Consider the following 12,120-nt stretch of genomic DNA (forward strand, 5'->3'; position numbering starts at 1 on the left):
TCGTACTGGATCAGTTCGAACAGCTCGTCGCGCCAGACGACCTGGCCGGGGGCGGTGGCGACGTTCTTCCCGACCTCGAAGCGGCCGTAGTCGGCCTGGCTGATCTTCAGCCTGCCGGCGCCGCGCTCGAGATCGGCGGCGAAATTCTGCATCCCCCTGACCAGCGATTCGCCGTTGCTCTCGGCCAGGGCCTTCAGCGCGGCGGGGTTGGAGGCGAGGAAGTTGGAGGGGGAGAAGGCGTCGGTCAGGAGTTTCGTGAAGAACTCGGCCCGGCGCTTGGTGCGGGGATCGATGTCCTCGACGCTGGAGACCAGGCCGTTCATCCAGTCGGCCGTGACCAGATAGGACTGGCGCATGACGTCGAACATCGGGTTCTCGGACCAGGCCGGATCCTTGAAGCGCTTGTCCTTCGACGGCGCGGCCGGGGCCTCCTCGCCGGCGGCGCGGCGCGTGGTCGAGGCCCACAGGTCCATGTAGCGGTTGAACAGGTCGGCCTGGGCGGCGAACAGCTTGTCGGGGCGCGAGGCGAGGCCGCTCATCACCTGGCTCATGGCCGGGCCGACATTGAACGGGTCGGGCGAGAGGGCGGCGGGGCGGTCGGCCTGGGCCAGGGCGGCCTCGGCGATGGCCGACTGGGCGGTGAGGGCGGCCCTGGCGAGGTTGAGCGACAGGGTCTCGATCATCTGCCGCTGGTCCTCGCCGGGGAAGGCGAAGGCGGGGCCGGAGGGCTGCGGCGGTTCCGGCACGGGCTCCGGCCGGGGCGCGGGCTGCCCGGCGGCCTTCGCCGCACGCGGTCGCGGGGGCTTGGCCGAGGTCGGACGGCCGGACTTGCGGGGCGCGCGAGCGGCGTCTGCAGGCGGGGTGGTCGGACGCTTGGCCATGCGCGAAAGGCTCCGGGGGACGTCAGGATCGGTCGTAGGGGCGGCGGTCGCCCTTCCTCCCGGGGTGATCATGGCATATGACCGCCCCTGACATGAACGCGCCGATCCGGAAATTCGCAGCGCTCCTGACCGCCGCCGCCGCCGCGGGCGGTCTGACGGCGTGCGTGGGCGCCTTCGACCCGGAGACGGACCCGACCTCGCCGGTGGCGCCGCGGGTGCAGGCGCTGGTCGACGCGAATCGGTCGTATCCGCGCTGGGCCGACTTTCCGAAGTCGCTGGAGGCCGAACCGGCGCCGGCCGTGATCGCCGCACGCGTCGCCACGCTGGAAACCACGGGCGGCGAACTGGCGGATGCGGCGGCGCGGATCGAGTGGCTGACGGGCGGGGACGCAAGCGCCTTCGCCGAGAGCGTGCGGGAGCGGGTCGCCGCCGTCGAGGTGGCGCCGGTGACCGCCGAAACCGCCGCGGAGATCGAAGAATTCGCCCGCCGGACCCGCGAGCGCGGCCGCGCGCCGCCGCCGGTCGATCGCCGCTGATCCAAACCAACGGTCGCCGGGACGACAGAATCCCGGGATCATCGTCCTCAGGAGAACGCCCATGGCCGGACCGGCCCCCTACGCTTCCACGCTCGCCGCCGACGCCGCGCGCGTCACCGAACTGGCGGCCATCGCCAGCTACGCCCAGATCGGCCGCGGCGACGAGAAGCAGGCCGACCAGCTGGCTGTCGACGCCATGCGCACGGCGCTGAACAAGCTCGACATCGACGGCAAGATCGTCATCGGCGAGGGCGAGCGCGACGAGGCGCCGATGCTGTACATCGGCGAGAAGGTCGGCACCGGGAAGGGCCCGGCCATCGACATCGCCCTCGATCCGCTGGAAGGCACGACCCTGACGGCCAAGGCCATGGCCAACGCCCTGTGCGTGCTGTCGATGTCGGCGAGCGGCGGCATGCTGCACGCGCCCGACACCTATATGGAGAAGATCGCCATCGGGCCGGGCTATGCGCCGGGCACGGTCGATCTGGACATGAAGCCGCAGGAGAACGTCCGCTCGCTGGCCTCGGCCAAGGGCGTCGATCCGCGCGACATCACCGTCTGCGTCATGGACCGGCCGCGGCACGCCGAACTGATCGCGGCCCTGCGCGAGGTGGGCGCCAAGGTGGTGCTGATCACCGACGGCGACGTGGCCGGGGTGATCCACACGGCCGAACCGGAAACCGGCATCGACCTGTATCTGGGATCGGGCGGAGCGCCGGAAGGCGTGCTGGCGGCGAGCGCGCTGAAATGCGTCGGCGGTCACTTCCAGGGCCGGCTTATCTTCCGCAACGACGACGAGCGGGCCCGGGCCGAGCGCACGGGCGTCACCGATTTCGACCGCAAATACGACCTGCACGAACTGGTCTCGAAGGACGCGGTCTTCGCCGCCACCGGCGTGACCAAGGGGGCGATGCTGGACGGCGTGCAGGTGAGGGACGGCTTCGTCACCACCCATACGCTGGTGATGGATTCCTCGACCCGGACCATCCAGCGCATCCACACCCGACGGCCGTTCTGATGGCCGACGGGGGAAGCCTGCCTGCGTCGCATTCTGCGTTTCTGGGGGTTTCCCGCTCGCTGTCCGGGCGCGCCTGGCGGCAGAGGCCGGCCGAGGCGGCGCTGATCCGCGCCCATATGCAGGCGCTGAACCTCGACGAGCCGCTGGCCAGGGCGCTGGCGGCGCGCGGGGTGCGGGCCGACCAGGGCGCGGACTTCCTCACACCCACGCTGAAGGCGCTGTTCCCCGATCCGTCGAGCTTCATGGACATGGACGCGGCGGCGGAGGCGGTTCTCGACGCCCTTCAGGCCGGGGCGTCGATCCATGTGTTCGCCGATTACGACGTCGACGGGGCCTCGAGCGCGGCCCTGCTGGTGCGCTGGTTCCGGGCCATGGGCGCGGACCTGCCCATCTATGTCCCCGACCGGATGACCGAGGGCTACGGGCCGAGTCCGAAGGCGTTCGATACGCTGAAGGCGTCGGGCGCCGAACTGGTCATCACCGTCGACTGCGGCGCGGCGGCCAACGAGGCGGTGGCTCACGCCTCGGCGATCGGGCTGAAGGTCGTGGTCATCGATCACCACATGATGCGGGAACATCCGCCGGTCTGCGCGGCCGTGGTCAATCCCAACCGGCCGGGCTGCAATTCGGGGCAGGGCAATCTGGCGGCGGCGGGGGTGGTGTTCGTGCTGCTGGCGGCGCTGAACCGCGAGGCCCGGCGGCGGGAAATGTTCGGGGACCGCAAGGAGCCCGACATCCGCCAGTGGCTGGATCTGGCCGCCATGGGCGCGATCTGCGACGTAACCGGCCTGACCGGTTTCAACCGGGCCCTGACCAGTCTGGGGCTGCGGGTCATGTCGGAGTGGCGCAATCCCGGGCTGAGGGCGCTGCTGGCGGCGGCGGGGAGCGAATCGGGCCCGGCCAAATGCAATCACGCCGGCTTCATCCTCGGACCGCGCATCAACGCCGGCGGGCGGATCGGCAAGTCGGACCTCGGCGCCCGGCTGCTGTCGACCGACGACCCCGACGAGGCCATGGCGCTGGCGCAGGAGCTGGACGCGTTGAACATCGCCCGGCGCGAGGTCGAGCGGCAGGTGACGGACCAGGCCACGCGGATGGTCGAGGCCTCGGGCGCCCACGCCGACGGCTCGGCCGTGGTGGTGATCGAGGGCGATGAATGGCACCCGGGCGTGGTCGGCATCGTCGCGGGGCGGCTGCGGGAGCGCTGGCGCAAGCCCGTGGTGGTGATCGGCGTCGATGCGGTCAACGGGATCGGCAAGGGCTCGGGCCGGTCGCAGCCGGGCATGAATCTGGGCCGGGCGGTGCAGGCCGCCTGGGAGGCCGGAGTGCTGATGGCCGGCGGCGGCCACGCCATGGCGGCGGGCCTGACCGTCAGGGCCGGCGACATCGGGCGGCTGCGGGATTTCCTCAACGAGCGCATGGCCGGCGAGCAGGCGGCGGCCGAGGCGCTGGACGGTGTCGAGATCGACGCCCTGATCGATCCGGGCGCGGCCTCGCGGGCCCTGTTCGAGCAGTTCGAGCGGCTCGCCCCCTTCGGGCCGGCCAATCCGGAGCCGCTGTTCGCCCTGGAGCACGTCGCCGTGCGCGAGCCCGTCGCCATGAACGGGGGCCATGTGCGCTGTCGTCTGGTCGGCGCCGACGGGGCCTCGGTCAAGGCCATCGCCTGGCGCTGCGCCGACCTGCCCGCCGGCAAGGCGCTGCTGGCCGGGCAGGGCGGGTTGAGCGTCGCGGGGCGGCTGAAGGCGGACGACTGGAACGGCCGGCGCGGGGTCCAGTTCGAGATCGAGGACGTCGCCGATCCCAGGATGGCCCAGGTCGAACGCTGATCGCGTTTTTCTACGGCAAAGCCGCTTGCACCCTGCGGAATCGGCGGCTATATCGCCGCTTCCCCGCGCCGCGGTCCCTTCGTCTATCGGTTAGGACGTCAGGTTTTCAACCTGAAAAGAGGGGTTCGATTCCCCTAGGGACTGCCACGCGGGGCCTTCCCCCTTCATCCCCGGATGCCGCCGCTCCCGCCTCGCCCGGGCGCAGACGCTTTGCGCCGGCGCGACCTGCGCCCCGCGGCACGATCCCACCCCGCCGCGGCGCCGCATGGCCCTGCGGGACGGTTATTGGGAGCGCTTTCAGTCCCCGGTTGAAAAAAATGTTCAGCTTTGGGACAAAACCTGCGTTTTTGCCTTTTCCGGGCTTCGCAGAACCGTGTTAAACAAGGCCCGTCCGCACCGCTCGCGGACAGGGGGAAGGCTGTGTCCGACTACGAGGGCGTTGAGACGGTCGAGACGGTGCGTATCGCCGGCCGGGTGAAATGGTTCGATCCCGGCAAGGGATATGGCTTCATCGTACCCGATGAGCCGAACCTGACCGACATGAAGGATGTGCTGCTGCACATCTCCAGCCTGCGTGAGAGCGGCCGCGACTCGGCGGCGGAAGGCGCGCCCATCACCTGCGACTGCGCCCGCCGCCCCAAGGGCTGGCAGGTGACCGAGGTTCACGACCTGGGCGAAGGCGATCCCGACGCGGTCATCGCGCCGCGACGCGGCCTCGACGCCATTCGCCGCGACAGCCGCGCGCTGCCGGCTCTTGACGGCGACGGGGTCATGGAGACGGCCGTGGTCAAATGGTTCAACCGTACAAAGGGCTACGGATTCGTCGTGCGCGACGGACAGCCGGGCGACATCTTCGTCCACGTCGAGACCCTGCGGCGCTGCGGGCTCGACGATCTTCTGCCGGGCGAGGCCGTGGCCGTGCGGTTCGCCGAGGGCCCGAAGGGGCTGGTCGTGGCCGAGATTCGCCCGACCGGCTGATCGCCCCGCCTCCCGGGCGCGATGCCGCGCCAGACCGGACGCAAACCGGGACTTGCCGTGGGCGCGGATCGGCGCAATCTGCGGCCCAGGCTTTCCGAGGATGAAATGATGTTGGTTCGTCGTGGCTTTCTGGCCGGTCTCGCCGGTCTGGTCCTGCTGGCGGGGTGCGCGGGCGCGGGTACGGCGCAAGGCCCGAACGGGGAGCCGCTGGAGCGGCTGACGGTGATCACCTCGACGGGCGAGCACCAGTTCATGGTCGAGATCGCCGACGACGACGCCGAGCGCCAGCGCGGGCTGATGCACCGCGAGCCGCTGGCCGACGACCGCGGCATGCTGTTCCAGTTCCCGGACGTGGCCGAGCGCGGTTTCTGGATGCACAACACGCCCAGCCCGCTGGATATCATCTACATCGACCCCTACGGCCGCATCGTCTCCATCGCCAGGAACGCGACGCCCAATTCGGACGCCATCATCCCGTCCAACGGGCCGGCGATGGGCGTGCTGGAACTTCGCGGCGGGCGGGCCGACGAGATCGGGGCCAAGGCGGGGGACAAGGTCCGCCATCCGTTCTTCGCGGAATAAGCCCGGGCCCGCGTTGCGGCGGGCGCCGCCGCGTGGCAAACACCGCGGCTCTGGAACGGGGTGTAGCGCAGCCTGGTAGCGCATCTGCTTTGGGAGCAGAGGGTCGGAGGTTCGAATCCTCTCGCCCCGACCAGATGTAAGCGGCGCTATCGCTCGCGGTGCGGCCGCTCGCTGCTTGAGCGCACGCTCCGGCGCATTGTATGGAGGCGTCTTCGCCTCGCCAGATGAGTCCGTCCATGCTCGCCCGCATCTACCGCCCCGCCCGCAACGCCATGCAGTCGGGAAAGGCCAAGTCGAGAACCTGGCGGCTGGAGTTCGAGCCGGCGTCGGCGCGGACGATCGATCCGCTGATGGGCTGGACCAGCTCGGCCGACATGAACGGCCAGGTGCGGCTGGATTTCGACTCGAAGGAGGAGGCGATCGCCTATGCCGAGCGTCACGGCATCCCGTTCCGCCTGCACGAGCCGCAGGAGCCGCCGGTGATCATCAAGGCCTATGCGGACAATTTCGCCACCAACCGCAAGGTGTCGTGGACGCACTGAATCTCTGGTGCGCCTGCCGCGCTTCGCGCTACTTGAGGCGCAGGCCAGGCCGACCCGTGGCGCCCATAGCTCAACCGGATAGAGCACCCGCCTTCTAAGCGGACGGTTGCAGGTTCGAGTCCTGCTGGGCGCGCCATCCCGCCGTTCGCGGCAACCCGTCGGCGAGCGGGGCCGTTGAGGGGCGGTGAAGATCGCCACCTTCAACATCAACGGGGTCAACACCCGGCTGCCGAACCTGCTGGAATGGCTGGACTCGGCCCGGCCGGACGTGTGCTGTCTGCAGGAGCTGAAGGCGACCGATGCGCAGTTTCCGGCGGCGGCGATCCGGGCGCTGGGCTATCACGCGGTGTGGAAGGGCGAGCACCGCTGGAACGGGGTGGCGATCCTGACGCGGGAGGTTGAGCCCGTGGTCACGCGGCGCAGCCTGCCGGGCGAGCCCGCCGACGTGCAGAGCCGGTATCTGGAGGCGGCGGTGGACGGGGTGCTGATCGCCTCGCTCTACCTGCCCAACGGCAATCCTCAGCCGGGGCCGAAATTCGACTACAAGCTGGCGTGGATGGAGCGGTTGAACGCCCATGCGGCCGAGCTGCTGGCGACCGGCGCGCCCGTGGTGCTGGCCGGGGACTACAACGTCGTGCCGACCGAGGCCGACATCTACAACAGCCGCTCGTGGAAGAAGGACGCCCTGCTGCAGCCGGAGAGCCGGGCGGCGTTCGCGCGCCTGCTGGATCAGGGCTGGACCGACGCGCTGCGCGAGCGATTCCCCGACGACCCGCCGCCGTGGACCTTCTGGCAGTATTTCCGGCAGGCATGGGAACGGGACGCGGGGCTGCGCATCGACCACCTGCTGCTGAGCCCGGCGGCGGCGGGGCGGCTGAAGGACGCCGGCGTCGATCGCGAGGTGCGCGGGCGCGAACGGGCCAGCGACCACGCGCCGGTGTGGATCGAGCTGGACTGAGGCCCATGGCGCGAAAGCTGAAGGTGTTCTGCTATTCCGACGGCTTCCACTCGTGGACGGTGGCGGCGCCGTCGCGGGCCAGGGCGCTGGAGGCCTGGGGGGTGAAGCGGGACCTGTTCAAGGACGGCTCCGCCCGGGAGATCGATGTCGGTCCGGACAGGGCGGCGGCTCTGGCGGCGCCCGGCGAGCTGATCGAACGCGGGCTGGCTGTCGATATCGGCAAGGTCGAGCGGACCAGGGCTCCGAAAGCCAAGCCAAAGCCGGAAAAGCCGAAGCCGGACGCGAAGGCGCGGGCGAAGATCGAGGCGCTGGAGGCGGAACTGGATGCGCTGGACGAGGCGCAGGCGAAGGAGAGCGCCGCGATCGAGGCGGAACGCGAGGCGTTGGAGCGCCGGGCGGGAGCGCTGGCCAAACGGCAGCGGAAGGCGCGGGAGGCCCTGAAGGCGAAGCTGAAGGCGGCGCGGACGAAGCTCAGCTAGCGGCGCGCCAGGCGGCGAGGCCGCGCTCGAGGTCGGCGATCAGGTCGGCAGGGTCTTCGAGGCCGATGTGGACACGGAGCAATTCGCCCGGGAGCGACGGCGGCGAGCGGCGGAAGGGCAGCTGGCCCGTCTCGTGGGTGATCAGGCTTTCGAAGCCGCCCCAGGAATAGCCGAGGCCGAACAACTCGAGCGCTGACATCAGGGCGTGGGCGGCGGCTTCGGAGCCGCCGTTCATGACGACGCCGAAGATCGATGCGGCGCCCGTGTAGTCGCGGCGCCAGAGGTCGTGGCCGGGGGCGCCGGGCAGGGCGGGGTAGAGGACCTGCGCGACCTCGGCGCGGCCTTGCAGCCACCCGGCGACGGCAAGGGCGGAGCGGGCCTGTTCGGCGTAGCGCAGCGGCAGGGTGCGGATTCCGCGCAGAGCCAGCCAGGCGTCGTCGGGAGAGACGCGCCAGCCGAGATCCTCGATGGTTTCGGCGATCCGCCGGCCGACGGCGGGATCGGCGGCGGCGATGGAGCCCATCAGCAGATCGGAATGGCCGCCGACGTATTTGGTCACGGCCTGGACGCTGACGTCGACGCCGTGGGCGAGAGGGCGGAAGGCGAGACCGGCGGCCCAGGTGTTGTCCATCACCGTCAGCACGCCCCGGGCGCGGCAGGCGGCGGCGAGGGCCGGGAGGTCGACGACTTCGAACGTCAGCGAAGCGGGCGACTCGATCAGCAGCAGGCGGGTGCGCGGCGTGACGGCGGCGAGAATGTCGTCCGGGGACGCGTCGGGAGCGTGGAAGGCGCTGGAGACACCGCGCGCCTTCAGGTGACGGTTCAGGAAGCGCCGCGTCGGGCCGTAGAGGGCGTCGGTGGCCAGGACCTCGTCGCCCGGACGGAGCAATGTGGTCAGGGGCACGGTGACGGCGGCGAGGCCCGACGGGACCAGCCGGGCGTCGGCCGCGCCCTCGAGGCCGGCGAGGGCGGCGCGCAGCTCGCGGGCGGCGGTCAGGTCCTCGATGCCGTAGACCGGGCCGGGGCCTTCGTCACGCATGGCGGCGGGATCGTCGTTGAGCAGGGTCGAGGCGCGCTCCACGGGCGGGCTGACCGGCCGGCGGCCGGACCCGCGACGGGTGGCGGGGGCGATCAGGCGGGTGCGGTCGGAACGGTCGGGCATGGGCCGGTCGAGGCTTGCGGTGAGAGCTTCAAAAGCCTCTAAAGCTGGCGGGGGCGCAAGGTCTGGAATCGCGCGGGCGAGGAACAGGATGCGGACAGAGGTGGTACGGCGAGCCGGCGCGGGGGGTGTGGCGCTGATGCTCGCCCTGACGACCGCGGCGTGCGGCGGCGGCGATCAGGACAGGGGGAAGCAGGAGGCCGAGCCGGTCGTCACCGCCACCGAGGCCCCGGCCTTCGCCAGCCCGACCCTGGACGCCATCAAGCGCCGCGGGCGGCTGAATTGCGGCGTGCATGAGGGCCTGGTCGGCTTCGCCTACACCGACAACCGGGGCGAATGGCGCGGCTTCGACGCCGATTTCTGCCGCGCGCTGGCCGCCGCGGTGCTGGGGACCCCTGACGCCGTCAGGTTCGTGCCGCTGACCTCGAGCCAGCGGTTCGACGCCCTGCGCGGCGGCCGGGTCGACGTGCTGTGGCGCGCCACGTCTTGGACCCTGTCGCGCGAGATATCCGAGGGCGTCCGCTTCGCGGGGGTCAATTATTACGACGGGCAGGGCTTCCTCGTCCGGCGCTCGCTGAACCTGGCCAGCGCGGCCGAGCTGAACGGGGCGCGGGTGTGCGTGCAGCGGGAAACGACCTCCGAGCTGAACGCCGCCGACTTCTTCCGGGCCCGGGGCATCGAATACCGGCCCGTGGTGATGGCCAATGAGGAGGCCGCCCGCAACGCCTACGCCCGCGAGGACTGCGACGCGTTCAGCGCCGACATCTCGGCCCTGGCGGCCGCGCGGACCCTGCTGTCCAATCCCGAGCAGCACGCCATCCTGCCCGATGTCATCTCCAAGGAGGCGCTGGGCCCGGCGGTGAAGCGCGGCGACGAGTCCTGGACCTCGATCGTCCGTTGGACCCTCAACGCTCTGATGCTGGCGGAGGAACTGGGGGTGACGTCCGACAACGCCGGGCGTCTGGCCCGGGAATCGCGCGATCCGCGGATTCGCCGCCTCCTGGGCGTGGAGGGCGACCTTGGATCGGCCATGGGCCTGTCGAACGACTGGGCGAAGAACGCGATTGAAGCCACGGGTAACTATGGGGAAATCTTCAGCCGGAACATCGGGCCCAATTCATCGCTCGACCTGGCGCGGGGCCTTAACGCACAATGGAACGCTAGGCCGGGCGGCCTGATCTACGCCCTGCCGATCCGGTAACGACATCGGCCGCGCGCCGGGGGGAAGCATGGAAACGACGAAACGCGGCGGGATCCCGCTCTATCTGTGGATGCTGCTGGGCTTTGTGGTCGGCCTGGGCGGCGGCCTGTACGTCAATCTGACCGGCCAGGTCGTCATCCCCGAGGTGATGGAGATCATCCAGGCCGTCGGCCAGATCTTCCTGCGCCTGCTGTTCATGCTGGTGCTGCCGCTGCTGTTCGCCGCCCTCGCGGTCGGCGTGGCCGAGATGGGCGATCTCAAGTCGCTGGGCCGCGTCGGTTACAAGACGCTGCTGTTCACCATCCTGGTCTCGGCCATCGCCGTCGGCATCGGTCTGGGCATGGTCAACTGGTTCCGCCCGGGCGACGGCGTCGACCCGGTTCTGGCGCAGCAGCTGCTGGCCCAGGGCGCCGAGGGCGCTTCGGCCATCGTCGGCAACGCGCCCAAGAGCATCGAGGCGGGCCAATTCTTCCTCGACATGATCCCGTCGAACGTCTTCACGGCGGCGGCCGAGAACCAGATCCTCCCGGTCATGGTGTTCGCCCTGATCTTCGGCATCGGCATGGTGATGGCCAGGAGCCGGGCCACCGACCAGCTGCAGGAGACGCTGCAGGGCGTGTTCGAGGTGATGATGAAGCTCATCAACCTCGTCATCAAACTGGCCCCGATCGCCATCGCGGCCCTGATGTTCAACCTCGCGGCGGTGTTCGGCTGGGACCTGCTGGTCAGGCTCGGCGCCTATGCGGCCGTGGCCGTCGGGGCGATGGCCATTCACATGTTCGTCGTCTACCCGCTGCTGGTCTGGATTTTCGGCGGCATGAACCCCCTGAGGTTCGCCAACGGGGTGCGCGAGCCGTTCGTGGTCGCCTTCTCGACCGCCTCGTCCAACGCCACCCTGCCGATCGCCATCAAGGCGGCCGAGGAGAAGCTGAAGCTGCCGCGGCGCATCTCGCGCTTCGTGCTGACCGTGGGGGCGACGGCCAACCAGAACGGCACCGCCCTGTTCGAGGGCGTGACGGTGCTGTTCCTGGCCCAGTTCTTCGGCGTCGAACTGAACCTGACGCAGCAGCTGGTGGTGATGCTGGTCTGCATCCTCGGCGGCATCGGCACCGCCGGCGTGCCCGCGGGCTCGCTGCCGGTGATCGCCCTGATCCTGACGATGGTCGGAGTGCCGGCCGAGGGGATCGGCCTGATCCTCGGCGTCGACCGCTTCCTCGACATGTGCCGGACCACCCTGAACGTCACCGGCGATCTGGTGGCGGCGACCGTGGTGTCGCGCGGCGAAAGCGACGAGATCGTGCCGCCCGGGCTGGCGGAGCCGGCGGCGCCGGGAGCCTAGGCGCCGACGACGACCGGCGTATCGTCGCGGCCGCCCCATTCGGCCCAGCTTCCGTCATAGAGGCGGGAGGAGCGGCCGAGGGCGGCGAGGCCGAGGCTGAGGATGGCGGCGGTGACGCCGGAGCCGCAGCTGGTCACGACGGGCCTGTCGGGATCCACGCCGGCGGCGCTGAAGGCGGCCTCCAGATCGGGCCGGGATTTCATCGCGCCGTCGGGCTGGAGCAGCTGAGGGAACGGCAGGTTCAGCGCCCCGGGCATGTGGCCGCGGCGGAGGCCGGGGCGAGGCTCGGGCGCGGCGCCGGCGAACCGGTCGGCCGCCCGGGCGTCGACCACCTGGGCCGCCCCGGCCAGCGCCGCCCTTACGGTGTCGAGGCCGGCGAGCCATTCGGGGACCAGCCGGGCCGTGAAGTGCGCGGGGACGGCCGGAGGCGGGGAGCCGCACTCCACCGGCCGGCCCTCGGCCCGCCATTTCGGCAAGCCGCCGTCGAGAACCTGAACCCGCGGCGCGCCCATGACGCGGAACATCCACCACGCCCGCGCCGACGAACGGATGCCGACCGTGTCGTAGACGACGATGTGATCGGTTTCGGACAGGCCCAGACCGCCCATCCGGGCGGCGAAG

12 protein-coding genes, 3 tRNA genes and 1 pseudogene are annotated in these 12,120 nt (G+C 70.7%); 13 read left to right on the forward strand and 3 right to left on the reverse strand.

Annotation, left to right across the window (positions count from 1 at the left end; translation table 11 throughout):
- Positions 1-881: pseudogene (locus VGD32_RS00230) on the reverse strand (class I poly(R)-hydroxyalkanoic acid synthase); the annotation flags it as partial.
- Positions 882-958: 77 nt separating this feature from the next.
- Between VGD32_RS00230 and VGD32_RS00235 the strand changes: the two are divergent.
- From VGD32_RS00235 to VGD32_RS00285, 11 genes are all read left to right on the forward strand, one after another.
- On the forward strand, positions 959-1,417 hold the full coding sequence (locus VGD32_RS00235; RefSeq protein WP_331029902.1) for a hypothetical protein: 459 nt from the start codon (positions 959-961) through the stop codon (positions 1,415-1,417).
- 61 nt (positions 1,418-1,478) lie between these two features.
- Positions 1,479-2,435, forward strand: coding sequence for a class II fructose-bisphosphatase (gene glpX / locus VGD32_RS00240; RefSeq protein WP_331029903.1), 957 nt, complete (start codon positions 1,479-1,481; stop codon positions 2,433-2,435).
- Positions 2,435-4,261 carry a single-stranded-DNA-specific exonuclease RecJ gene (gene recJ / locus VGD32_RS00245; RefSeq protein ID WP_331029904.1) on the forward strand — a complete coding sequence of 609 codons (1,827 nt, stop codon included), beginning with the start codon at positions 2,435-2,437 and terminating at the stop codon, positions 4,259-4,261. The genes glpX and recJ overlap by 1 nt, the downstream gene beginning before the upstream one ends.
- Before the next feature lie 72 nt (positions 4,262-4,333).
- A tRNA-Glu gene (locus VGD32_RS00250) sits at positions 4,334-4,408 on the forward strand.
- Positions 4,409-4,681: 273 nt separating this feature from the next.
- Entirely contained in the window at positions 4,682-5,239 is a 558-nt protein-coding gene (locus VGD32_RS00255) for a cold-shock protein (RefSeq protein ID WP_331029905.1), read from the forward strand.
- 105 nt (positions 5,240-5,344) lie between these two features.
- Entirely contained in the window at positions 5,345-5,821 is a 477-nt protein-coding gene (locus VGD32_RS00260) for a DUF192 domain-containing protein (RefSeq protein ID WP_331029906.1), read from the forward strand.
- 56 nt (positions 5,822-5,877) lie between these two features.
- Positions 5,878-5,954: transfer RNA gene (locus tag VGD32_RS00265), tRNA-Pro, on the forward strand.
- A 103-nt stretch (positions 5,955-6,057) separates the two neighbouring features.
- Entirely contained in the window at positions 6,058-6,363 is a 306-nt protein-coding gene (locus VGD32_RS00270) for an ETC complex I subunit (protein WP_331029907.1), read from the forward strand.
- 59 nt (positions 6,364-6,422) lie between these two features.
- Positions 6,423-6,499, forward strand: a tRNA-Arg gene (locus VGD32_RS00275).
- Positions 6,500-6,547: 48 nt separating this feature from the next.
- Positions 6,548-7,321, forward strand: a complete 774-nt coding sequence (locus tag VGD32_RS00280) for an exodeoxyribonuclease III (protein ID WP_331029908.1) — start codon at positions 6,548-6,550, stop codon at positions 7,319-7,321.
- A 5-nt stretch (positions 7,322-7,326) separates the two neighbouring features.
- Positions 7,327-7,800, forward strand: a complete 474-nt coding sequence (locus VGD32_RS00285; RefSeq protein ID WP_331029909.1) for a hypothetical protein — start codon at positions 7,327-7,329, stop codon at positions 7,798-7,800.
- Here VGD32_RS00285 and metC read toward each other — a convergent pair.
- Complete coding sequence (metC, locus tag VGD32_RS00290) at positions 7,793-8,962, reverse strand: cystathionine beta-lyase (RefSeq protein ID WP_331029910.1); 1,170 nt, start codon at positions 8,960-8,962, stop codon at positions 7,793-7,795. The two genes, VGD32_RS00285 and metC, sit on opposite strands and share 8 nt — an antisense overlap.
- A gap of 136 nt (positions 8,963-9,098) precedes the next feature.
- Here metC and VGD32_RS00295 point away from each other — a divergent pair, with 136 nt between their 5' ends.
- A complete protein-coding gene (locus VGD32_RS00295; RefSeq protein WP_331029911.1) occupies positions 9,099-10,160 on the forward strand; it encodes an amino acid ABC transporter substrate-binding protein in 1,062 nt (353 codons plus the stop codon).
- A 28-nt stretch (positions 10,161-10,188) separates the two neighbouring features.
- Complete coding sequence (locus VGD32_RS00300) at positions 10,189-11,499, forward strand: dicarboxylate/amino acid:cation symporter (RefSeq protein ID WP_331029912.1); 1,311 nt, start codon at positions 10,189-10,191, stop codon at positions 11,497-11,499.
- Here the strand turns inward: VGD32_RS00300 and VGD32_RS00305 are convergent.
- Positions 11,496-12,120, reverse strand: a 625-nt coding sequence (locus tag VGD32_RS00305) for a sulfurtransferase (protein WP_331029913.1), incomplete at its 5' end; no start/stop codon positions are given. The two genes, VGD32_RS00300 and VGD32_RS00305, sit on opposite strands and share 4 nt — an antisense overlap.

It is taken from the genome of Brevundimonas sp. (assembly GCF_036402095.1).
GTDB lineage: Bacteria > Pseudomonadota > Alphaproteobacteria > Caulobacterales > Caulobacteraceae > Brevundimonas.

What these genes read in the sequence shown, in the direction of transcription:
- metC (WP_331029910.1), bottom strand. Translation starts at nt 8,962, where the DNA reads ATGCCCGACCGTTCCGACCGCACCCGCCTGATCGCCCCCGCCACCCGT.
- VGD32_RS00235 (WP_331029902.1), top strand. Translation starts at nt 959, where the DNA reads ATGACCGCCCCTGACATGAACGCGCCGATCCGGAAATTCGCAGCGCTC.
- VGD32_RS00300 (WP_331029912.1), top strand. Translation starts at nt 10,189, where the DNA reads ATGGAAACGACGAAACGCGGCGGGATCCCGCTCTATCTGTGGATGCTG.
- glpX (WP_331029903.1), top strand. Translation starts at nt 1,479, where the DNA reads ATGGCCGGACCGGCCCCCTACGCTTCCACGCTCGCCGCCGACGCCGCG.
- VGD32_RS00270 (WP_331029907.1), top strand. Translation starts at nt 6,058, where the DNA reads ATGCTCGCCCGCATCTACCGCCCCGCCCGCAACGCCATGCAGTCGGGA.
- VGD32_RS00285 (WP_331029909.1), top strand. Translation starts at nt 7,327, where the DNA reads ATGGCGCGAAAGCTGAAGGTGTTCTGCTATTCCGACGGCTTCCACTCG.
- VGD32_RS00295 (WP_331029911.1), top strand. Translation starts at nt 9,099, where the DNA reads ATGCTCGCCCTGACGACCGCGGCGTGCGGCGGCGGCGATCAGGACAGG.
- recJ (WP_331029904.1), top strand. Translation starts at nt 2,435, where the DNA reads ATGGCCGACGGGGGAAGCCTGCCTGCGTCGCATTCTGCGTTTCTGGGG.
- VGD32_RS00260 (WP_331029906.1), top strand. Translation starts at nt 5,345, where the DNA reads ATGATGTTGGTTCGTCGTGGCTTTCTGGCCGGTCTCGCCGGTCTGGTC.